The organism is Plantibacter sp. MPB07 (assembly GCF_046619465.1).
Lineage (GTDB): Bacteria > Actinomycetota > Actinomycetes > Actinomycetales > Microbacteriaceae > Plantibacter > Plantibacter auratus.
In genome coordinates this window covers 348,491-370,461 of the sequence record NZ_CP177043.1, presented here as the reverse complement: position 1 = coordinate 370,461, position 21,971 = coordinate 348,491, and the positions used below count along the sequence as shown (strand labels likewise).

Annotated in this window: 20 protein-coding genes and 1 tRNA gene; 7 read left to right on the top strand and 14 right to left on the bottom strand. The window is 70.1% G+C overall.

What is annotated here, in order from left to right; genetic code table 11:
• Nucleotides 1-45: 45 nt before the first annotated feature.
• The 3 genes from ACLIME_RS01765 to galU all read right to left on the bottom strand — a co-directional run bounded on the left by ACLIME_RS01765 (nt 46) and on the right by galU (nt 2,824).
• The gene (locus ACLIME_RS01765; protein ID WP_121289799.1) at nt 46-1,071 is read right to left on the bottom strand and encodes a hypothetical protein; all 1,026 of its coding nucleotides are present in this window, start codon (nt 1,069-1,071) and stop codon (nt 46-48) included.
• Nucleotides 1,072-1,155: 84 nt separating this feature from the next.
• On the bottom strand, nt 1,156-1,809 hold the full coding sequence (locus ACLIME_RS01760; protein ID WP_086474356.1) for a GNAT family N-acetyltransferase: 654 nt from the start codon (nt 1,807-1,809) through the stop codon (nt 1,156-1,158).
• A gap of 121 nt (nt 1,810-1,930) precedes the next feature.
• Nucleotides 1,931-2,824 carry a UTP--glucose-1-phosphate uridylyltransferase GalU gene (galU, locus tag ACLIME_RS01755; protein WP_079705396.1) on the bottom strand — a complete coding sequence of 298 codons (894 nt, stop codon included), beginning with the start codon at nt 2,822-2,824 and terminating at the stop codon, nt 1,931-1,933.
• Nucleotides 2,825-2,977: 153 nt separating this feature from the next.
• Between galU and ACLIME_RS01750 the strand changes: the two genes are divergently transcribed.
• The 3 genes from ACLIME_RS01750 to mscL are packed head-to-tail and all read left to right on the top strand — an operon-like array spanning nt 2,978 to nt 4,454.
• On the top strand, nt 2,978-3,577 hold the full coding sequence (locus ACLIME_RS01750; RefSeq protein ID WP_085511023.1) for a 5-formyltetrahydrofolate cyclo-ligase: 600 nt from the start codon (nt 2,978-2,980) through the stop codon (nt 3,575-3,577).
• Nucleotides 3,578-3,609: 32 nt separating this feature from the next.
• On the top strand, nt 3,610-3,957 hold the full coding sequence (locus tag ACLIME_RS01745; RefSeq protein ID WP_079705395.1) for an FmdB family zinc ribbon protein: 348 nt from the start codon (nt 3,610-3,612) through the stop codon (nt 3,955-3,957).
• Between the two features lie 50 nt (nt 3,958-4,007).
• Nucleotides 4,008-4,454: a large conductance mechanosensitive channel protein MscL gene (mscL, locus tag ACLIME_RS01740; protein ID WP_175116206.1), complete on the top strand. Its 447-nt coding sequence runs from the start codon at nt 4,008-4,010 to the stop codon at nt 4,452-4,454.
• 36 nt (nt 4,455-4,490) lie between these two features.
• Here the strand turns inward: mscL and ACLIME_RS01735 are convergent, their stop codons facing one another.
• From ACLIME_RS01735 to ACLIME_RS01725, 3 genes are all read right to left on the bottom strand, one after another.
• Nucleotides 4,491-4,706, bottom strand: a complete 216-nt coding sequence (locus ACLIME_RS01735) for a hypothetical protein (protein ID WP_079705393.1) — start codon at nt 4,704-4,706, stop codon at nt 4,491-4,493.
• A 16-nt stretch (nt 4,707-4,722) separates the two neighbouring features.
• Nucleotides 4,723-8,460 (bottom strand): AAA family ATPase, encoded by a 3,738-nt coding sequence (locus ACLIME_RS01730; RefSeq protein WP_411558062.1) that lies wholly within the window; start codon nt 8,458-8,460, stop codon nt 4,723-4,725.
• Nucleotides 8,461-8,559: 99 nt separating this feature from the next.
• Entirely contained in the window at nt 8,560-9,774 is a 1,215-nt protein-coding gene (locus ACLIME_RS01725; protein ID WP_124768906.1) for an ROK family transcriptional regulator, read from the bottom strand.
• 116 nt (nt 9,775-9,890) lie between these two features.
• Between ACLIME_RS01725 and ACLIME_RS01720 the strand changes: the two genes are divergently transcribed.
• The gene (locus ACLIME_RS01720) at nt 9,891-11,093 is read left to right on the top strand and encodes a glycosyltransferase family 4 protein (protein WP_411558061.1); all 1,203 of its coding nucleotides are present in this window, start codon (nt 9,891-9,893) and stop codon (nt 11,091-11,093) included.
• Here ACLIME_RS01720 and ACLIME_RS01715 read toward each other — a convergent pair.
• Nucleotides 11,056-12,090, bottom strand: coding sequence for a Gfo/Idh/MocA family protein (locus ACLIME_RS01715; RefSeq protein ID WP_124768904.1), 1,035 nt, complete (start codon nt 12,088-12,090; stop codon nt 11,056-11,058). The two genes, ACLIME_RS01720 and ACLIME_RS01715, sit on opposite strands and share 38 nt — an antisense overlap.
• Before the next feature lie 164 nt (nt 12,091-12,254).
• Here ACLIME_RS01715 and ACLIME_RS01710 point away from each other — a divergent pair, with 164 nt between their 5' ends.
• A complete protein-coding gene (locus ACLIME_RS01710) occupies nt 12,255-12,752 on the top strand; it encodes a LysM peptidoglycan-binding domain-containing protein (RefSeq protein ID WP_411558060.1) in 498 nt (165 codons plus the stop codon).
• 19 nt (nt 12,753-12,771) lie between these two features.
• Here the strand turns inward: ACLIME_RS01710 and ACLIME_RS01705 are convergent, their stop codons facing one another.
• Nucleotides 12,772-14,196 carry a CitMHS family transporter gene (locus tag ACLIME_RS01705; RefSeq protein ID WP_124768902.1) on the bottom strand — a complete coding sequence of 475 codons (1,425 nt, stop codon included), beginning with the start codon at nt 14,194-14,196 and terminating at the stop codon, nt 12,772-12,774.
• 228 nt (nt 14,197-14,424) lie between these two features.
• On the opposite strand from ACLIME_RS01705, the gene ACLIME_RS01700 reads away from it, so the two are divergent.
• Both ACLIME_RS01700 and ACLIME_RS01695 read left to right on the top strand, forming a co-directional pair.
• Nucleotides 14,425-16,164: an ATP-binding protein gene (locus ACLIME_RS01700; protein ID WP_411558059.1), complete on the top strand. Its 1,740-nt coding sequence runs from the start codon at nt 14,425-14,427 to the stop codon at nt 16,162-16,164.
• Nucleotides 16,164-16,835, top strand: coding sequence for a response regulator (locus tag ACLIME_RS01695; protein WP_411558058.1), 672 nt, complete (start codon nt 16,164-16,166; stop codon nt 16,833-16,835). Before ACLIME_RS01700 ends, ACLIME_RS01695 begins: the two co-directional genes overlap by 1 nt.
• Before the next feature lie 216 nt (nt 16,836-17,051).
• Here the strand turns inward: ACLIME_RS01695 and ACLIME_RS01690 are convergent, their stop codons facing one another.
• The 6 genes from ACLIME_RS01690 to ACLIME_RS01665 form a co-directional block, all read right to left on the bottom strand.
• Nucleotides 17,052-17,705: a ScbR family autoregulator-binding transcription factor gene (locus ACLIME_RS01690; protein ID WP_079705384.1), complete on the bottom strand. Its 654-nt coding sequence runs from the start codon at nt 17,703-17,705 to the stop codon at nt 17,052-17,054.
• A gap of 182 nt (nt 17,706-17,887) precedes the next feature.
• A complete protein-coding gene (locus tag ACLIME_RS01685; protein WP_079705383.1) occupies nt 17,888-18,730 on the bottom strand; it encodes a LysR family transcriptional regulator in 843 nt (280 codons plus the stop codon).
• 78 nt (nt 18,731-18,808) lie between these two features.
• A tRNA-Arg gene (locus tag ACLIME_RS01680) sits at nt 18,809-18,880 on the bottom strand.
• Between the two features lie 25 nt (nt 18,881-18,905).
• Nucleotides 18,906-19,403, bottom strand: coding sequence for an HNH endonuclease (locus ACLIME_RS01675; RefSeq protein ID WP_079001921.1), 498 nt, complete (start codon nt 19,401-19,403; stop codon nt 18,906-18,908).
• 428 nt (nt 19,404-19,831) lie between these two features.
• Nucleotides 19,832-21,001: a CHAP domain-containing protein gene (locus tag ACLIME_RS01670; protein WP_167374525.1), complete on the bottom strand. Its 1,170-nt coding sequence runs from the start codon at nt 20,999-21,001 to the stop codon at nt 19,832-19,834.
• A gap of 249 nt (nt 21,002-21,250) precedes the next feature.
• Entirely contained in the window at nt 21,251-21,952 is a 702-nt protein-coding gene (locus ACLIME_RS01665) for a metal-dependent transcriptional regulator (RefSeq protein ID WP_079705381.1), read from the bottom strand.
• Nucleotides 21,953-21,971 lie beyond the last annotated feature (19 nt).

Below are 21,971 nucleotides of genomic sequence, written 5' to 3'. Positions count from 1 at the left end.
CGCCGGTGACCGGTTCACGAACGACCGGACGGGCGCGGTCGGGACTCAGCCCGCGGCGCGGCGACGCTGCAGCAGGGTGGAGCCGCCGGCAGCGATCTCGCCCTCGTCGATGACACCCATCGAGGCGAAACGGCTCGGGGCCGGCTGCGGTTCGACGCGCTCGGGCTGCGGAGCGGCGACGGGCTCCGGACGACGGACGATCGTCGGTACGACCGGCGCGAGACGTTCGGCGCGGGAGGCGATGGCCTCCTGCATGGCCGCCTGGCGCAGGCGATCGTAGGCGTCGGCCTTCGCCAGCTCAGCGGCAGCCGACGAGCCCTCGGAGAGGTGGAGCGGCTTCGGGATGGACGTTGGGGTCCACGTCTGCGCCTGCGACGCCGCCTTGACGGGCTCGTTGTACTCGAAGAGCGCCGACTCGACACGCCTGGTCGTGACTGCGACCGCCGGTACCGGCGCGACGGCACGGTGGGCGATGCGCGACATCCGGGAGAGCGCGGAGAGAGCGAGCAGACCGACGACCGTGGACGAGATACCGAGGACGAGACCGCCACCCGCGAGGAACGCGGTCACGCCGGAGCAGAACCCGATGATGGAGGCGACCAACACGGTGGTCGCGAGCAGTCTGGAGCGACGGCGGCTTCGCGCGAGCTTCGCCGCTCGGGCGTTGCGCTGCACGGCACGGGCTGCAGCAGCGGCCGCACGACGAGCATCCTCCGCGGCACGGGCGGCGGCTTCGGCCTGCACGGCCCTGGCCTCCTCCTCGCGGCGGATCCGGTCGGCTTCGGCGAGTTCGACGCGCGCCGCGGCCTCGGCCGTCGCCTTCGTCCTGGCCTCGAGCTGCTTGAGGAGCTTGCGCTGCGCGGCGACCTCACGCGACGTCGCCTCGAGCCGGACGGCCTCCGGGACCTCAGCCGTCTCGGCGAGCACACGGAGCGTCTGCTGCAGCCGGATCGCGTTGCGCTCGCTGGCGGAGAACTGACTGTCACGCACCCACGACGGCACCAGGTACACCAGCCACAGCATCGCTGCGACCAGAATGATCACCCCACCGCTCAGGAATCCGCCGTCCATGTCCCTGACCGTAGCGGGTGCAACGACCGGAGACGGGCAGTCGTCGGGTGTGTCCCCGGATAGAGGGGGAAAACGGCTACCGGGTCAGCGGGTGGGGAACGGCGACGCGGCCGCGAGACGGTCGGCCTCGGGGATCACGCACGCGTCCTTCGGGACCTGGCCGTCCAACCACCGGTTCAGGACGCCGCCCGGGACTTCTTCGCGGACGAGGCCGAAACAGAAGTGATCGCGCCAGTCGCCGTCGATGTGGATGAAGCGGCGCCGCAGTCCCTCGTACCGGAACCCGAGCTTCTCGACGACCCGCAGGCTCGGAGCGTTCTCGGGCCGGATGCAGATCTCCAGACGATGGAGCTGCAGGGCGGTGAAGCAGTGATCGGTGGCCAGGGCGGTCGCGATCGGTGTGGCGCCGAGACCCGCGAACCGCTGGGAGACCCAGTAGCCGATCGACGCCGAGGCCAGCGATCCGTAGGTGATGCCGGAGACGTTGAGCTGGCCGGCGAACTCCCCGTCGACCTCGATGACGAACGGGAGGCCTGCGCCCGAGCGTGCGTGGTTCTGCAGCGACCGGATCGCCGCACGGCTGTCGGCCGGGACCGGGCCGTAGGGGCTCGTCGCCTCCCAGCGGCGCAACCAGGCTCGGTTCTCCGCGAGCTCGCGCTCGAGCGGCCTCGCGTCACGGACCTTGATCGGCCGGATGCTCACTCGCCCACTGCTCAGAACGGGTACGACCTGCGCCACCGTGCCACCCCTCTCGCGTTCTGTGGTGAGCCTAGTGGAGCGCTCACCGATGCATCGACACGACCGCGCCCCGAGATCCGCAGCTGCGGACCCGGGGCGCGTCGTGTGTCGTCGGGTGGACTCAGTCCAGGTTCCCGGCGAAGCCCTTGAGCCACGGACGCAGCTCGGGACCGAGGTCCTCGCGGTCGACGGCGAGCTGCACGATCGCCTTGATGTAGTCGAGGCGGTCGCCCGTGTCGTAACGACGGCCGCGGAAGATGACGCCGTAGACGCCGCCCGTGCCTTCGACGTCGGCGGCCATCTCCTGGAGCGCGTCGGTCAGCTGGATCTCGCCACCCTTGCCCGGCTCGGTGCGCTCGAGGATCTCGAACACCTCGGGCTTCAGTACGTAGCGGCCGATGATGGCGAGGTTGGACGGGGCGTCCTCCTTCGCGGGCTTCTCGACGAGCCCGGTCACCCGGACGACGTCGGGGTCGTCGGTGGCCTCGACGGCTGCTGCACCGTACATGTGGATCGAATCGGGGTCGACCTCCATGAGAGCGATGATCGTCGCGTTGCGGTTGTCCTGCTCGTCGAGCATGCGCTCGAGGAGGACGTCGCGGGCGTCGATGAGGTCGTCGCCGAGGAGCACGGCGAAGGGCTCGTGGCCGACGTGGCGCTTGGCCCGCAGGACGGCGTGGCCGAGGCCCTTCGGGTCTCCCTGGCGCAGGAAGTGGATGTCGGCGAGCTCACTCGACTCGTTGACCTTCTCGAGGCGCTGGGTGTCGCCCTTCTTCGCGAGGTTGAGCTCGAGCTCGGTCACGCGGTCGAAGTGGTTGGCGAGGGCGTTCTTGTTGCGGCCGATGATCATGAGCACATCGGCGAGCCCGGCGCTGACGGCCTCCTCGACGACGTACTGGATGGCCGGCTTGTCGACGACGGGGAGCATCTCCTTCGGCAGGGCCTTCGTCGCCGGAAGGAACCGGGTGCCGAGACCTGCTGCGGGGATGACTGCTTTGGTAACACGAGTGGTCATGAGGGAAAACCTATCGTGTGGAGCCGGGGAAGTCGCCGAATACCCCCTCGATCGAGGGTGAAATCCCCTGAACCCCTGGACGAGGCGACGGATGTCGGCTATGAGGTCGGGCAACGAGCCGGGCGCGACGACGAGCCGTTTAGAATGGGTCGCATGACGAGCCCCGCCGAACACGAGAAACGAGCGCTGCGCGCCGAGCTCCGTGAGCGGCGGGAGCTGCTCACCTCCCTGGAGAAGGAGCGGTCGACCACCGGCCTGACGGACAACCTCCGAGCCCTCGTCTCCCGCTTCGGCGCGACCTCCATCGCCTGCTACCTCTCCTCCCCGAGCGAGCCCGACACCCGTCCCTTCCTCCAGTGGGCGCAGGAGGCGGGCATCCGCATCCTGTTCCCCATCACCCGCACCGACGGGCTCCTCGACTGGACGATCGGCGAGGAAGGCATCGAGACGGTGGGCTTCGCCGGCACCCCCGAGGTCGTGGGTACCACCCTCGGTCCCATCGCGATCAACGACGTCGACCTCATCCTCGTCCCCGCGGCCGCCGTCGACGCCCACGGCATGCGCATGGGCTGGGGTCGCGGGTACTTCGACAAGACGCTCGGCTCGATGGAGCGCTGCCCGCCCGTCTACGCCGTGCTGTACGACACCGAGATCCTCGACGAGGTCCCGAGCGAGATCCACGACGAACCCGTCGGCGGTGCCGTGACCCCGAGCCGCATCCTCGACTTCGACCAGGTCAGACCGCGCCGCTGAGCGCGCCGACCCACCACATCCCAGGAGACCCCGTGCCCACCTACGCCTACCGCTGCACTGAGTGCGGCAACGCCTTCGACGTCCAGCAGTCCTTCACCGACGACTCCCTCACCGAGTGCCCGGCGTGCTCCGGCAAGCTGCGCAAGCTGTTCAGCGCGGTCGGTGTCACGTTCAACGGCTCCGGCTTCTACCGCACGGACTCCCGCGCCGGTGCCGGCAAGGGCTCGAGCTCCATCCCTGCCTCCTCGAAGTCCTCGGAGGGGTCGTCGAGCTCGTCCTCCTCGGACCCCAAGGGCGGATCCTCCTCCTCGGGTGGCTCCTCCAGCTCAGGCTCCGGCTCCAGCGCCACACCGGCCTCCGCCGGGAGCGCCGCGTCCTGAGCCGGTAGCGTAGCCAGGGTCCTGCCCATCCCGATCCTCAGGGAGACCCCATGCTCAAAGGCTTCAAGGAGTTCATCCTCCGCGGCAACGTGATCGACCTGGCCGTGGCCGTCGTGATCGGGGCCGCGTTCACCGCCATCGTCAACTCGCTCGTCGAGAACATCTTCAACCCGCTGCTCGGGGCACTCTTCAAGGCGGAGAGCTTGAAGGAAGCCTTCGTCGTCTCGATCCCGACCCTCGATGGGAAGACGGCCGATCTGCAGTTCGGTGCGTTCCTCGGCGCGGCGATCCAGTTCGTGCTCGTCGCCGCCGTCGTCTACTTCGTCATCGTGCTGCCGATGAACCACTTCAAGCGCATCACGACGAAGCCGACCGTCGCCGATGAGCCGGCAGCACCGAGCGAGCTGTCGCTCCTCACCGAGATCCGCGACGTGCTGAAGACGGGCACGAGCGCTCCGCTGCCGCCCGCACGCGACGACACGACCGACGGCCGCTAGTCCGGCTCGTCCAGCAGCACCGACGTCCCGTCCCGCTCACCAGTGGGGCGGGACGTTGCGTTGCAGCTCGTCGTCGTTGCCACCGCCGCCGGCGGGTTTGGCGGTGCCGCCCCAGGCGGCGTCGGTGTCCTCCGCCGCCTTGACGGGATCGGCCGGCAGCTGCGGCGCGGGATCCGTTCCGGGAGCACCGGGGCGGATCGCCCGCCTCGATCCTCGGGGGCGGACGATCCGTGGCTCCTGATCGTCCTGCATGATCAGTGTCCGACCATCAGTGGCGCGGGACCTGCACGGCGATCGGCGCGGTGTCGAGGTGCTCGGTCGTGTTGAGCCCGAGCACACCGGCCACACGCTGCGCGACCGCCTCGGCATCGGCGAAGAGGTCGAAGCTGTGCACGCGGACGTAGTGCCAGCCGAGGCGGCGCAGGACGTCGGGGCGGAGCCGCAGCGATTCACGGAGGCTCGCGTCACCCAGTTCCTCGTCGCACTCGACGACCACGGCTCGGCCACCCCACGAGGCGACCAGGGCGAGCTTGCCGCGGTAGCCCATGTCGACCCGCATCCCGAGCGTCTCGAGGCGCGTCGCGAGGTCGACGAGCATCGGCTCGGCCTCGTGCGTCGCCTGATCCTCGGAGGCGCGGCGCGACGTGTCCGTGAGGATGCGTGCGAGCGCGAGGATGCCGTGCTGGATCCGGTTCTGGTCGAGGTCCTCGGGGCGGACGCACGAGACGATCACCATGGACCGCCGCGCGCGCGTCATACCGACCGCGAGCAGCCGGTCGCCGCCGGGCTGACCCAGCGCGCCGAAGTCGGACAGGACCCGCCCGTGCGGCGTCAGGCCGTACCCGATCGAGAAGATGACGCGGTCGCGGCTCTCGGCCACGGACTGCTCGAGCGTCAGCACGGTGAACGGTTCCGCCCGCTCGCGGAGGAGGAAGTCGGAGAGGTCAGCCCGACGGGAGAACGCTGCGAGGACCGCCTGCTGGACCCGGACCGCGTGCTTGTCGCTCGCGGTCACGACCATCAGGGATTCCTTCGGACGGTTCGAGGCGTGCTCGAGGACGAGTTCCACCACTCGTTCGACCTCGACGTCGACACTCTCCACCGCTCCGGTGACCGGGTCGGGCATGCCGAGCCCGCCGGGCACGTAATCGAGGCTCAGGCTGCCGTGGCCCAGGAACGAACCCGCCCACGGCAGGGAGTCGATCTGGCCACCGTAGAACCGCTCGTTGACGAGTTCTGCGAGGTCTTCGCCTCCCGCGCGGTAGGAGCGCGTGAGCATGAGGGTCGGCAGGACGGAGCTCAGCTGTTCGAGCGCCGACTCACGGTGCAGTTCGGCGATGTCGGCGTGCTGCTCGGGGGTCGCCTCCTGATCCGTCAGACGGATCTCGAAGGGCGACGGACTCTGCGTGACGGGGTCACCGAAGGCGACGACCTGACGCGCACGACGGATGGCGTCCACGTTCTCGGCGAGGAGCGTCGCCCCAGCGTCGACGAGGAAGACGGCGTCGAAGGACGCGCTCTCGGGGATGCGCGGCACCTCGTACGGCGAGACGAGCCAGACCGGCGCGAGGACACGGGACAACGTGGGGGCCGCCTGCTCGAGCTCGGCCGCTCGGAGCGGTCGATCGCGCTTGAGGAGCGAACGGAGCGCCATGCCCTCGGTGGCGTGGTCGACGAGACCGATCTTCCAGGTGTCGGCCAGCAGCGAGGCGAGGAGCTGCCCGGAGGCGGAGGCGTGCGCCTCGTCCACCAGCCGGAAGTCGGACTCGAGACGTTCGACGACGCTCGTGTTCGCGCCGAGCAGACCGCGGTCCTCGGTGAGCACGAGTTCGAGCATCGACTGCCACCAAGCGAGCTCGAGCTCGTCGGCGAGGCGCGTCCGCGGCACGTGTCGCTGTGAGAGGTCGATGATGAGCTCGCCGAGACCCTGCTCGCGCAGGCCGGCGAGGATCGCGGTGCGCTCCTGGAGGTTGTGGAGGACCTCGGACTCGGCGGCGAGCTCGGAGATCGTGCGGACGAGACTCGGGATCGCGAGGCGTCCGAGGCGGTCGGGAGTGTCGGCGATACCGAGCGGCTGGTCGACCAGCTCGAGCTTCGCGGCGACCGTCTGGTACGCCTGCTCGACGTCCGCGATGCCGAGCGGCACCTCGGGCGGCGCGCCGGTCGTCACGTAGCGCTGCCACAGGGTGCGCTGCTGCTGGATCCGACGGAGGGCGGCGTTCATGTCGGGCACGTGTGCGCCGGGCCGCAGGTACTCCTTGGCCAGGGCCTTGAGTCGCCGGCGGCTCGCCGACGACATCGCGGCGGAGTCCTTCCGCGGGCTCGTCGCGACGATCAGGTCGGCGAGCGACCGGTCGAAGACGTCGGGCTGGAAGCGGTCGAGCGTCTCCCGGACGTCCGCGAGGAGTCGCAGGTAGATGCCCAGCTCGTCGATGGACTCGAACGGCCGCATCTGCGTCTGCCCGATGAGGCCGTACGCGCGCTCCAGGAGCTGCGGCAGGTCCTTACGGTGCAGGCGCTTGGCGAGGTCATGGGTCTCCTGGGCTTCCGCGGTCGTGTCGAACGACGCGCCGTACCAGGGCGAGTCGCCCGGACCGTAGCGGAACTCGCCGAGGGCGGCCGCGCCTTCGAGCGCCTCCGCGGCGCGGGAGCGGCCTGCGGCGAGCCCGACGAGCGTCTGGCGGTCGAGCCGGACCAGGGTTCCCGGAGGGTGCGGCAGCTTGGAGAGCTTCGAGAGTGCTTCGAGCGCTTCGATGACCGAGACCCGCAGGTCCGGGTCCTTCGCCTGCAGCGAGGTGCGGTAGTCGATGAGGACCCGACGCAGCCGGACGAGTGCGTCGTCGACCTCGCCGACCTGCGGCGGGATCGCGCGCTCGTTGCGCGTGATCGCCTGGATGAGGTCGCGGCGGAGGGTCGACGGCGACGCGCACAGACCGGGCAGACCGACCTTGGTCAGGCGGTGGCGGATGCCCTCGAGCGTGGAGCGGCGGGGGCTGACGACGAGGACGCGCTTGTGCTGCGACGCGAGCACGCCGATCGCGTTCACGATGGTCTGCGTGCCGCCCGTGCCCGGAAGCGTCGTGACGACGAGCGAGTTGCCGGCACCGATCTGCGCGATGACGTTCTCCTGCTCGACGTCCGCGTCGAGCAGGAGGGTGTCGGTCGACGGCGGGCGGTCGTCCTGGCCCGGCGCGTCGACGGGCGTGAAGCTGCTGCGCACGAGGCCGACCGCACCGTCGTCGCCGGCGACGGCGTCGAGGATCGGGTGGTCGAGCTTGGCAGCGTCGTCGAGCAGGGAGTGACCGACGGCGGCGAACGAGGAGACGAGCAGACGCGGCTGGACGGTGAACCACTCGAGCCCGGCGGCGAGCGAGCGGAGGCGGTCGATGACGGGCTGCGGCTTGAAGACCCCGCCCGATTCACTCAGCGCGACGAACTCGTCGGGATCGAGGACGATGCCGAACTGCTCGCGGAGGGCGCGGACGAGCTCCGGGTTCGCGGTCGTGGCGCCGCGCAGCTTGACCTCGTAGTCGCGACCGTACCGGCGGATGGCCAGCGGCCGGAGCAGGACCGGCGCGCTGAAGTCCTCACCCTGATGCGTCCACTGGGCGAGGCCGACGGCGAGGTGGACGGCGTCGATGCCACGGACGGTGGAGAGCTCGATGCCCTTCGTCGTGATGCGGTCGGCGGCGCGCTTCGCACCGCGGAGCGCGATCTCGTCGCGGATGAGGTTCGACAGCAGCGTCGATTTGCCCGAGATGAACTGCGGCAGACCACCGGGATGCGTCGAGCTGAGCTCCACCCGGGTCGTCGGGGCGTCCACGAAGTGGAGCAGCGGCGATGGGCCGCCGACCGTGCTGAGCTGCTGACGCCAGGCGTGCAGCGCCGTGTCGACCACGCCTGCCGATGCCGCCACGGGACCCTCGCGGAGTTGCGCCTCCGCTGCTTCCCGTTCGACTCCGGACGTCACGTCGCCGTCATCCCGTCTCTTCTCTAGCCGCCACACACTTGCACCATACGTGCCCGGTAGTGGAAACACCGGGAAGCGGTGCGGTTTTTCGCCGAGTCCGCCGAGGAAATGTGCGACGCGCGCGTCGTCCGAGGGTCAGGAGACGCCGAGGAGGCCGGAGAGCACCATCACCGCGGTGCCGCGCAGGACGATGTCGGCGCCCTGCTCGCTCATCCGGATCTGCACGCCGCCGTGGAACTCGGTCATCGTGCGCGCCCGCACGGTCTCGATCGCCGCGTCGAGGAGCACGCCGGCGAGCAACTCCTCCGGGCCGCTCACCACGATCTCCGACAGGTTCAGCGCACCGACGATCGCGGCGAGCGAGACACCGAGGCGCTCCCCTGCCGCGCGCAGGATCTCCTCGCGACGCTGCTCGACCTCCGCGGCGGGAAGATCGCTCGCCTCGGCCGCCGCGAGGAGCTCGCGCAGGTGCGGCACGGCCAGCCAGGCCTCGAGACACCCCCGCTTCCCGCAGGCGCACAGCGGCCCGCCGTCGGTGCCGACGACCACGTGGCCGATCTCACCGGCGGCGAACCGGCTCCCGAAGAGCGGATGGCCGCCCACGAGCAGCCCTGCCCCGACGCCGTTCCCGACGCTCACGAGCATGAGGTCGCCGTCCGCCCCGCCGAAGCTGTACTCCGCGAGCACCGCGGCGTTGGCGTCGTTCGCGACGAGGACCGGCACCTGGGCGACCTGCTCGATCGCCCCCTGGAGGTCGACGTCGGTCCAGCCGAGGTTCGGGGCGCTGCGGACCGTGCCGGTCATGTCAACGACGCCGGGCGAACCGACCCCGATGCCCAGCACCTCGACCGTCGCCTCCTCGACGAGGTCTGCGGCGAGCGCGACGGCCTTCGCGATCGCGTCCGTCCCCGTGGCGCCGTCGAGCGGTACCTCGAGCATCGTCACGACCTCGCCGTCGAGGGTCAGCACAGCACCTCTGAACACCTCGGTGTCGGAGAGGTCGAGGCCGACGATCTGGAACTCGTCGCGGTTGATGTCGATGAGCGTGGCGGGCTTGCCCGGGCGAGAGGTCTCGCGGAGGCCGACCTCGACGATGAGGTTGTCCGCGATGAGCGAGGCGACGAGGTCGGAGATGCTCACCCGGGTCAGGCCGGTGGCGCGGGCGATGTCGGCCCGACTCATGGCACCGCTGGCGAAGAGGGTCTGGAGGACGAGCGCCCGGTTGTGACCACGGGCGTGCTCCGGCAGGACCTTCGCGTTCGGCCGCAGCCGCCGCGCCGGGGTGTACGAGAAGGATTCGATCCGCTCCGACGCGATCCCGCCGCCGCTTCCGAATCCACCAGCACTCATGCGATAAGTAAAGCAGGCTGCGCCTCATCGTGCGGCACCGCGATGTCACCCGATGGTCACCGACACGTCGCCCGCCGGGCACCGCTGCGACCCGTACGACGCGGAGCATCATGGGTGTGAGGATCGCAATCGTGACCGAGTCGTTCCTGCCGCAGATGAACGGCGTCACCCACTCCCTGCTCCGCATCATGGAGCACTTCGCGGACCGAGGGGACGAGGTGCTCGTCATCGCCCCCGGCGCCGGAGCCTTGACGCCACGGCTCCACGAGGGCTTCCGGGTGGACGGCGTCCCGTCGATCCCGCTCCCCCGCTACCGGAACGTGCGGGTCGCCGCCGGCGGAGTCGGCCGGATCACCGAGCTCCTCCGCGGCTTCCGCCCCGACGTGGTGCACCTGGCCTCGCCGTTCGTCCTCGGCTGGCGCGGTGTCCAGGCCGCCGAGCGCTTGGGCGTCCCGACCGTCGCCGTGTACCAGACCGACATCCCGGCCTACGCCGGACGGTACGGGTTCCCGGTCGCCGAAGCGTTGCTGTGGCAGCACGTCGAGCGCCTCCACGGCCGGTCGACGCTCACGCTTGCGCCGTCACGGCAGTCGATCGCTCAGCTGGAGGCGCACGCCATCCCGCGGGTCCGCCTGTGGGTGCGCGGCGTCGACGCCGTGCGGTTCTCCCCGGAGCGGCGCAGCGAAGCCTGGCGTCGTTCCGTCGCTCCCGGCGGCGAACGGATCGTGGGCTACGTCGGTCGGCTCGCGGCCGAGAAGCAGGTCGAGGACCTCGCGGTGCTCGGTCGGCTTCCGGGCGTCAAGCTCGTCATCGTCGGCGAGGGGCCACTGCGTGCCTCACTCGAACAGCGGCTGCCGAACGCGGTCTTCACCGGATTCCTGGGCGGCGAGGAGCTGGCGGTCGCGATGGCGGGACTGGACGTGTTCGTCCACCCCGGCGAGTCGGAGACCTTCTGCCAGACCATCCAGGAGGCGATGGCCTCTGGCGTACCCGTCGTCGCGACCGGTCGAGGTGGGCCGGTCGACCTCGTGGACTCCAGCCGCACCGGGTGGCTCTACGAACCCGGCAGGCTCGACCAGCTGCGCGGGTTCGTCCAGGACCTCGTGGGCGACGAGGTGAAGCGGGCGGCGTTCGGTGCCGCGGCTCGGGCAGGCGTCCTGCCGCGCAGCTGGAAGAGCGTCAGCAGCGCGCTGATCGGGCACTACAGTGACGCCATCGAGTTGCACGAGGGCGCTCGGGCACGGCGGAGCGGTCTCGACCCGCGCGTTCAGGTGCCTCGGGTCACTCGCCCGGGTACCGGACGCCGATCTGACGCCTGACCTCGTCGAGGGTCTCCATGATCGCGACCGTCTCGGCGAGCGGCATGATGTCGCCGGAGAGCCGGCCCTCGGAGGCGAGCCGTTCGAGCTCCCACGCCTGGAAGTGCATGCCGCGGCCGTCCACCTCGGAACGGTAGGTCTCGACGACCTCGCCGTCGGTGCCGAACACTCGGAAGGTCGTCGCCGTGTACCAGACGCGGTCGAACTCGATCCAGCCGTCGGTCCCGACGATGGCCGCGCGGTTCGGGCCGACGGTGTTGCTCGCCGACAGGGTGTTCGCCACCTGGCCGTCCGCGTAGCCGAAGAGGGTCGCGACCTGCATGTCCGCCCCCGTGTCGCGGAGCGCGGCCGTGGCCTGGATCGTCGTCGGGGTCCCGAAGACGGACGACGCGAAGGAGACCGGGTACACGCCGAGGTCGAGCAGCGCGCCGCCGCCCAGCTCGAGGTTGTTCATGCGGTGCTCCGGGTCGTCCGAGAGCAGCTGAGTGTGATCGGCGACGAGGCTGCGCGGCTGCCCGATGACGCCGTCGGCAAGCAGCTCGCGGAGCCGGACCATGTGCGGGAGGAACCGGGTCCACATCGCCTCGAGGACGACCAGACCGCGCTCCGCGGCGAGCGCCACGACTGCCTGCGCCTCGGCGGCGTTGAGGGTGAAGGGCTTCTCGATGAGGACATGCTTCCCGGCGTCGAGCGCCAGCACCGCCTGCTCAGCGTGGAACGGGTGCGGGGTCGCGATGTAGATCACGTCGACCTCGGGGTCGGCGGCGAGTGCCTCGTACCCCACGTGGACGTTCGGGATGTCGAACTCGGCGGCGAACGCGGCTGCGGTCTCGGCGGATCGCGAGGCGACGGCCCGGACGTCGAAGCCGTGCCGTCGGAGGTCGGCGGTGAAGCTCTTCGCGACGCCGGCGGGGCCGAGGATGCCCCATCGCAAGCCGGTGGACGGGCCTGCCGTTGGGGTTCCCGTTCCGGTCCGGTCGATGTCCTGCTCCGTCATGGCTCTCCTTCGATGCGCGTTCCAGCAGCCTACTGGAGGGCCTCCGGCGCTCGGGATTTCGGGGTTAGCCCTGCTCGGACTCGCGGCGCCTCGCCGTAGGCTGAGGGTTCGACCGAGCCCCGCCGACCGCGCTGAGGGCCCGGTCCATCCTGGGGGGATGCGTTGTGGGGCCGAAGGAATCGAGCCGACGTCGACGTGCGCTGTCGCACGCCCGGACCCTCGCGATCGGCGTCGTCGGTCTCCTCGCCCTCAGCGGCTGCGTCTCGGAGCCGGCCCCGCCTCCGGTGACGGTCGTCGTCACCCAGCAGCCGGACCCGTCGCCCTCGGTCGCCCCGGTGCCCACCTCGACCGCGCGCGACGCGCTGCCTCCTGAACCGGCGCCGATCGTGCCGAACGCGCCGGCGGAACCGGCGGAACCGATTCCGGAGGGCCCCGCGTTCGACCTCGGGCCGAGGGACGGTGCGCTCGGCCCGGTCGTCTCGGACGCCGATGGCAATCCGATCAGTTACACGGTGGTCGCCGGCGACGTGTTCTTCGACATCGCGCAGCGCTTCGACCTGCCGCAGCAGCAGTTGCTCCGCATGAACCCGTCGATCCCCGGCTTCGGACTCGACATCTACATCGGCGACATCGTCAACCTCGACTGGACGACCACGCGTTGAGCCTCGGCGCCCGCCGGTGTCAGCCGAACGGGATGGTGCCCACGAGCACGCCGACGACGAGCATCACGAGCGAGACGATCGCGGCGCGCCACAGGACCTTCTTGTGGTGGTCGCCGAGGTTCACGCTGGCGAGCGAGACGAGCAGGAGGATGGCCGGCACGAGCGGGCTCTGCAGGTGGACCGGCTGACCGGTGATCGACGCCCGCGCCATCTCGACCGGCTCGATGCCGAAGGTCGAGGCGCTCTCGGCCAGCACCGGCAGGATGCCGAAGTAGAACGCGTCGTTGCTCATGAAGAACGTCATCGGGATGCTGAGCACCCCGGTGATGACCGCGAGGAACGGACCGAGCTCCGTCGGGATGATGTCGACGATCCAATCGGCCATCGCGGTGACCATGCCGGTCCCGTTGAGGACGCCGATCAGCACACCGGCCGCGAGCACCATCGAGACGACGCCGACGATGCTCGGGGCGTGGGCGACGATCTCCTTGGACTGCTGCGCGAGCCGCGGGAAGTTCACCAGGAGGGCGATGGCGGTGCCGACCATGAACACGTAGGGCAACGGCACGAGGTCGAGCACGAGCAGCGTCATCACCGCGACCGTGAGCACGAGGTTGACCCAGATGAGTCGCGGGCGCAGGGTGTCGCGCTCGGGGTCGAGCATCGTGTCGGCCATGGCCGTGTCGTCAGGGCGGACGAGGGTCGCGAGGCGCCCACGGGCACTGGTCGAGAAGGTCGTCGACATGCCGCCGGTGAGCGGGTGGTCGGCGGGCCCGGAACCCGAACCCGGTGCGGCGACGCCGGAGGCGCCGTCGCCGAGGAGGTCGACGCCCGCGAGGCGCTTGCGCTCCCCCAGTCCCAGGAACCAGGCGAAGGCGAACACGAGGACGAGGCCGGCGGCGAGCGACGGCAGCATCGGGACGAAGATCTCGGTCGGCGAGACGCCCAGGGCCGAGGCGGCTCGGACGGTCGGCCCACCCCACGGGACGATGTTGAGCGTGCCGTTCGCGAGCCCGGCGACGCAGGTGAGGACGACCGGGTTCATGCCGAGCCGTAGGTAGATCGGCAGCATCGCGGCGGTCGTCACGATGAAGGTCGTCGACCCGTCGCCGTCGAGTGACACCGCGCCCGCCAGGAGCGCCGTACCGACGACGATCTTCGCCGGGTCATTGCCCAGCGCACGGACGATGAACCGGACGAGCGGGTCGAAGAGCCCGACGTCGATCATGATCCCGAAGTACATGATCGCGAACATCAACAGGGCGGCGGTCGGAGCGAGGCTGCCGATCGCCTCGATGACCATGTCGCCGAGCCCGAGTCCGGCGCCGGCGAACAGCCCGAAGACCGTGGGGACGATGATGAGCGCCACCATCGGGGTGAGGCGCTTCGTCATGATCAGCACCATGAAGGTGAGGATCATCGCGAATCCGAGAATGACCAGCATGTCGACTCCTTCGTCTGCGTGCACCGCGGTGTGCACGACGGGACGCCGCGCGGCGACACGGGCGATGGACCGAGCGCGGCGGGCGTTCCCGGAACCGTACGGGAGCGGCACGGAGCTGTCTCGCTTGTGGGCATTCGGCTCGGATCTGCGGGTTACACGGCCTTCTGCGCATTCTGCTCATCACGCGGTCGACGCCGCCCATCGCCCCGGCGACGTACGATCGGAGCCATGATCGGCGACGAAGCGGAGCGGCCAGGTCGACGACGGGGCGGGCGCTCCAGCTTCGCGGCGCAGGTGCTCGTGCTGCAGCTGGTCGTCGTCATCGCGGTCGTCGCCGTGTGCACGGGCGTGTTCGCCTGGATGAGCAGCGAGCGCCTCGTGCAGGAGGCCCAGTCCACCGCCCTCGCGATCGCCCAGAGTGTCGCGAGCGATCCCGACGTCCGCACCGCCGTGACGCTCGAGGCACGTACCCCGGGGACGCCGACGGCGGCCGGCCTCCGGGCCGGCCCCCTGCAGGAGTTCGGCCGTGAGGTCGGCGCACGGACCGGGGCGCTCTTCGTGGTCATCACCGACGAGCGCGGGATCCGTCTGGCGCACCCCGACCCCGACCAGCTCGGGCTCCGGGTGAGCACCAGCGCGGAAGCGGCCTTGGCCGGTACGGAGTCGGTCTCGTGGGAGACCGGCACCCTCGGCCCGTCCGCGCGCGCCAAGGTGCCCGTCTTCGCCGCCGAGTCCTCCGACACCGGTGGGGCCGTGGTCTCGTCCGGCGCCGGCGAGGTCGTCGGCGAGATCAGCGTCGGGTTCGCCCCGCAGCGCGTGTTCGCCGACGTCGTGGGCGAGACCATGCTGGTCGCGGGCGCAGCGCTCCTCGCGCTGACGATCGGCCTGGTCGCTTCGATGCTCATCCGGCGTCGGCTGCGGCGGCTGACCCTCGGCCTCGGACCGGAGGAACTCGCCGCGCTCGTGCAGAACCAGGCTGCCGTCCTCGGCGGGGTCGGCGAAGGCGTCCTCGGTGTCTCGCCGGACGGCGTCGTGACGGTGTGCACCGATCAGGCGGCCAGGCTCCTCGACATCGGGTCGGTCGTCGGGCGCCGGTTCGACGACCTCGACCTGCCCGATCCACTGGTGGACCTCGTCGTGGACGACGCCGCATCGCCGACCTCGGCCCAGCTCGTCGTCGGGTCCCGCGTCCTGTTCGTCGACGTCCGGCCCGTGTCCCGGGACGGCGTCGACCTCGGGCGGGTGGTCGTCGTCCGCGACCGTACCGACGTCGAGGCGCTCACCCGGCGGCTCGACGCGGTCGCGACGATGACGACCGCCCTCCGCGCGCAGCGGCACGAGTTCGCGAACCGGTTGCACGCGATCTCCGGACTCCTCGAGACCGGGCAGGACGCCGAGGCCCGCGACTATCTCGCCAACGTGCTCGACCATGGACCGCTGAAGTACCCGGTGCAACACGCGGACCGACTCACCGAGCCCTACCTCCAGGCCTTCCTCGGCGCGAAGGGCGTCGAAGCTGCGGAACGCGGGGTGCTCGTGACCATCGGCTCCGAGACCCTCGTCACCGGCTCCCTGTGCGATCCTGAGGACGTGACCACCGTCCTCGGCAACCTTCTCGACAATGCGGTGAACGCGGCCGTCGCGGGCCGGGTCCGACCGGCCTGGGTGGAGGTCGAGGTCCTCGACCACGGCACCGAGCTGCACTGCTCCGTGATGGACTCGGGCGACGGCGTCGTGGCGACCGGCCAGGACGACGCTCCACCCGCCTCCCCGACCAGCGACCACGGCGATCTGGACGACGTCCACGGCCACGGGTTCGGTCTGCCCCTCTCACGAGACATCGCCCGTCGTCGAGGCGGGGACGTCTGGTTGGCGTCTCCCGGCGTCCGCGGCGAACACGGAGCGGTCTTCTGCGCGCGGCTCCCCGGGACGGTCGTACCGGCGCCGTCCATGGCGGGAGACGGATGATGGCGGCCGATCTCACCGTGCTGGTCGTCGACGACGACTTCCACGTCGCCCGCCTACACTGCCGGATCGTCGACGAGGTCGACGGGTTCCGTGCGCTCAGTCCTGTCGGGTCTGCTGCCGAGGCCGCACGGACCATCGCCGCCGATCCACCCGACCTCGTGCTCCTCGACGGCTACCTTCCCGATCGGAACGGGCTCGAGCTCCTCGTGGACCTCCCGATCGACACCATCGTCGTCTCCGCAGCGTCGGACGGTGCGTCCGTGCGCCGAGCGCTTCGTGCGGGAGCCCTCGGGTATCTGGTGAAGCCGTTCGCGCCCCAGGTGCTCCAGGACCGGCTCGCCGCCTACGCCCGCTTCCGCAACGTCCTCGACGAGGCGGTGAACGCCGACCAGGAGAGGATCGAGCGCGCCCTGCGCATCCTGCACTCCGGCGACGCCGGGGCGACGACCCGGTCGAGGTCCGCGACGGAGACAGCAGTCCTCGAAGCGGTATCGGAGGCGGACGGAGAGCGCTCGGCCGCCGAGGTGGCCGAGCTGGTCGGCGTCTCACGCGCGACGGCGCAACGGTATCTCTCCGCGCTGGCCGCTCGAGGTCTCTTGACGACGCAGCTGCGGTACGGGACCACCGGGCGTCCAGAGCACCGGTACGCACCGCCAGCCATCGGCCGCTGAGGCGTCCACACGCCGTCGGCTGGGCGATCCCCCCACGACATCGCCCAGCCCGGCACGTGAACCAACTCTTCGCCGATGGAACGCGGAATGCCCCCGCACACCGTGATCCATCCGTCGTCGCACGACGATCAGCAAAGTGAGTTAATCACCCGATTCAGTTTAGGGTGACCTCACGGCGCATGCGTCAGGGCTACCCCCTAACGTGCACCCGACCGCTCAGGCGTCCTGCGCGTCGAAGGCTGCGTCGAGGACGGCGAGCACCTCGGCCTGGCGGTCCGCGACGATGACCGCCGCGATGAGGATCCGCCACATGGTGTCGACCGCGTTGAGGAGGTCGGTCCGGCCGGCCAGCAGGTTCGAGATGAGCTGCGTCCCGGTGAAGAACGCGACGAAGGACCTCGCCAGTTCCGCCGGCTCGAGCGGAGACTGCAGCTCACCGAGCTCGATCGAGGCCTGCACCCGCTCCTCGACGCTCGCGATCCACTGCTCGTGGAACGCGGTCGTCGGAGCCTGGATGACGCCCTGCTCGAGGGACAGCCGCAGGCCGGCGCGGGTGATGGGGTCGGTGAGCAGCTGCTCGGTGATGAGGCGGGAGGCCTGGACCAGCCCACCGAACGGCGAGGGCGCGGTGGTCGGCGCGGTCAACGCAGCGATCGAGCGCGTGCTCTGCTCGTTGATGACGGCGATCGCCAGTTCCTCTTTCGAGGGGAAGTAGAAGTAGAGCGAGCCCTGCGTCGTCCCCGCCTCGCGGGCGATGTCCGACAGGCTCGCCTGTCCGTAGCCGACCCGGTCGAACATGCGGGCGGCACCTTCGACGACGGTCTGGCGTCGTTCATGACCTCGTTGCTGCTGTGGTCGTCGTTCGGGCATGTGCGTTTCCTGCTTCTGTCATCCCCCGATTCAGGGATAAGCGTACCCACTCCGAGCTGAGAAGACGGTGTCGAACGCGGCAGAAATTCGGAACAAGTCGACCGACTTGATCGCGAGAAGATCCCGGTCGGGTCGCAAAAGGGCGCATCGAGGGTGTCATCACCGACCGCGACCGAGCGGACTCACTCGCGTCGGGTGACCAGGGCGAACCGTTCGCGGAGCTCAGGTGCGTCGGCGAACGGTCGCCAGCACAGGCCGTCGTCCTCCCGCATCGCAGCTACCGGACGGAGGGCGACGAGTCGCTCACCGAAGCGCAGGGCGTCGAGGAACAGGGTGTCGTTCCCCGCGTCGATCGTCAGCGAGCGCGGGTACCAGCCGCGCGCCGCGAGCGCGCCGGCCAACCAGGCCGAGTACGCCGGGTCCTTGCCGGGCTCGGGACGGAGCAGCTCCTGGTCGGCGAGATCGGACCACTCGATGACGTCCTTCGCCGACAGCGGGTGCGCGGCGCGCATGACGACGCCGAGCGGCAGCGCAGCGATCTCCTCTGCGGCGAGCTCGTCCGGCAGCTCCATCGGCAGACGCACGATGGTGGCGTCGAGACGACCGGTGGTGACGAGGTGCAGCTGCTCGACCGGTTCGATCGCGACGGCGACCGCCGGGACGTCGATGCGGCGACCGGCCTCGGAGACGACCGCGTCCCACGTCGTCGGCGGACGGCCGACCCGGATGTGCCGAGCCGGTGACGCGGGATCCATGTCGGCGACGACATCGATGAAGGTGCGGACCTTCAACAGGAAGCGCTGCCCCTCACGCGTCGGGCGGTACTCCTCCCCCAGGACGCTGAACAGCTCGACCCCGAGCGCGGCCTCGAGCCGCCGCAGCTGCTGCGCGAGACTCGGCTGTGCGACCCCGAGCAGGTTCGCCGCGGCACCGAGCGTCCGAGCATCCGCGACGACCACGGCCGACCGCAGCTGACGAAGGGTGATGGCGTCGCGTTCGAGTTGGCGGTGGAGGTCGTGCGTCATGCTTCGAGCCTACGGCGTGCTCGCAGCCCTACCCGACAGGCGAAGCCGTGCTCGCCTGCACGACCGTACCTCCGACAGTGCCCCTGGAGGGACTCGAACCCCCAACCCTTTCCTTAGGACGGAACTGCTCTTCCATTGAGCTACAGAGGCTGACCCGTCGAGTTTAGCCGGTCGCTCAGGCGGCGGGCGCCAGGTACTGCTCCCAGTCGGGCTCCGAGCGCTCGACGCCCCGCACCATCCACTGCGAGCCGTGCGGCGTCCCCGGTGAGACCCGGAGGCTCCAGTTCATCTCCATCGGCGTGCGGTCGCCCTTCACGTTGTTGCAGCGCAGACAGCAGGCCACGAGGTTCTCCCAGCTGTCCACACCCCCGCGCGAGCGCGGCTGCACGTGGTCGATCGTCGTCGCCGCCTTCCCGCAGTAGGCGCAGCGGTGGCCGTCACGGCGCAGCACCCCGCGGCGGGTCACGGGCACCCGGCGGGCGTTCGGGATCCGGACGTATCTGGTGAGCAGGATGACCGACGGCCGATCGAACGATCCGCTCGTCGCCACCACGGGATGCGAGGAGTCGATCTCGACGACGGTCGCCTTGTGATGCATCACGAGCACGAGGGCCCGCTTGAACGAGACGATCGCGAGCGGCTCGTAGCCCGCGTTCAACACCAGTGTGCGCATGCACGTTCCCTTCCGAAGGGCCACGACGGCTGCCGCGACCGGTCGACGATCACCACCTGCAGCGTCCGTGACGCGCCGGATCGAGTCGTCTCCGGGGAACAAAAAAGGGCACTGTCATGACGACAGCACCCTCTTGACCCACGGCAGAGCCGCGGCACGCTTGGCTGGAATGCCGCAGCACGTAGAGGCCGCGACCATTCGCGACCACGTGGCGACGTATAGCGTGCATCAGCTCCTGAACCTCTCCGAGTTGCAGAGCACCAGATTAACCCACACCGACCGGATTTCCGCACGTTGCAGGAGAATTCCCCTCCGCGCCACCTCGGCTTTGGCCGAAGGACACCGCATGGTCGCGAACGGTCAACACGCATCGACGACGAATCGCGCCCCTCCGACGGAGGGACGCGATCCAGGTCGAGCGGGTCGGATCAGCCGACGCCCGGCGGGTAGAGGTAGAGCGCCACGGCACTGGCGGCGATGGTGCGCGTGTTGTAGCTGTGACGCGCGGACCCCCAATTGTATTCCTCCAGGGTGACCGTCCCGTCGGCGTTGACCGACTGCACGTAGGCGACGTGGTTGTAGTTGAACCAGGCGACGGAGCCGGCGATGGCGTTGGTCCCCTTGTTGTACTGCCACGAGTCCGCCCAGCCGTAGGCACTGCTCGGCGGCAGGCCGTTGCCCCAGGTGAAGGCCCAGTTCCCGCTCGGCGTGCCCGCGTCGCGGTTGAGTCGCCAGGCGACGAAGTCCACGCACTCACGGTAGTAGTAGCGCAGTGGTGACAGCCCGCCGCCCTCGTCGTCGGTCGCCTGGTCGAACCAGGGGTAGTCGTCGCCGGCCTGGCGTGCGCCGACGGTGATCGAGTAGGTGGCGTTGCTGGCAGCTGCAGCGGCGTCGAGCTGCCGCTGGCGCTCGGCGAGCTCGTCCGGCGTCGTCGCACTGTAGAGATCGCGAGAGATCGGTGCGTCGGCCACCTTGTCGGAAGCGACGACGCTCTGGGCGCCGGAGGTCTTCAACTGCTCCGAGGCGGACGTCCCGTAGGTGGTCTGCGCGCTGCTGCTCGCCGCATACGCCGGGAGGGCGACGGTGGCGACCAGTGCCGGCACGAGGAAGGCCATGGTGGCGACGCCGCGGACGGATCCGGGTCGGGCTCCGGACGGCTTCGGCTTGCGCACGGCGACCGTCGACGCGGTCGGCTTGACCGGGGGCTTGCTGCGGGCGACGCGGTCCGCGCCGGTGCGGAGCGGAGCGACGGTCGCGAACGAGGTCTCGGTGGCGGACGTCACGGTGAAGGATTGCGGGGTCGTCGGCTCCGGCGCGGCGGGCTTCGTCAGCGGCCGCTCGTCGAGACGGACCTCGCCGGTCGTGACGGCGGCGTCGGCCTCCTCGACCACGGCATCGTCGAGGATGATCTCGGGGTGCTCGACGGGTGCGTCCGGAGCGACGTCGGCGACGAGCGCGTCGTCGGTTGCCGACTGGGACGGGGTGGTCGGCTCCGCCTGCTTCGCGGCCTGCTCCTGGAGTCGGAGCTGCTTCCGGGTGAGGGGGACGTTCGGGGTCGTCTCGGCCTGTTCGGGGCCGCTCTCGCCAGCTGCAGTCAAGTGGATTCCTCCGGCACCCCGCATGAGCGACGACGATCGCGGTGTGGCGATCGGCATGGCGCAGCCCCATCCGACGATTGATGTCGGTTCGTGTGGCCGAGGGACGGGCTAGGGGGTGCCTCGGTCGTCTTCCTGGGGCCAGATCATGGCCTTCAGGACGAGTGACAGCCTACGGGTTACCCCTCAGAAAGTCACGTTTCGATCACGGGAAAACGGGCACATGAGGGAATCCTCATACACGTCTCATGCTCACGCGGCAGGGGTCTCCACGAAGATGTGCGTCGCGAGCTCGTTGGGCAGCTCGAGGCCGCCCTCGACACCGTCGATGGTGACGAGCACGTAGCCGCCCGCTGCCGCGAAGGTTCCCGAGCGACCCGGCATGACGCCGGCCTGCTTCAGCTGCAGGAGGAGTTCGGGGTCGACCTGCGCCGGTTCGCCGAGACGTCGGACCGTCGCCGTGACCGGCTCGGAGCGTCCTTCGACGAGGCCGACGATGTTGATGACGCCTTGCGAGAAGGCGACTGCGGGGCTGTCGCCGAACTCGTCGAGTCCGGGGATCGGGGTGCCGTACGGCGACTCGGTGGGGTGGTTGAGCATGTCGAGCAGCTTGCGCTCGACCTGCTCACTCATGACGTGTTCCCAGCGACAGGCTTCCTCGTGGACGAACTCCCACTCGAGCCCGATGACGTCGCTCAGGAGGCGCTCAGCCAGGCGGTGCTTCCGCATGACGTGGACCGCCTTGCGTCGGCCCGGTTCGGTGAGCTCGAGGTGCCGGTCGCCCGACACGACGACGAGTCCGTCGCGCTCCATCCGACCGACCGTCTGCGAGACCGTCGGTCCGGAGTGCCCGAGGCGCTCGGAGATCCGCGCACGAAGCGGGATGATGTTCTCCTCCTCGAGCTCCAGAATGGTGCGGAGATACATCTCTGTGGTGTCAATCAAATCGGTCATCGACGCCCTCCCTGCCCGA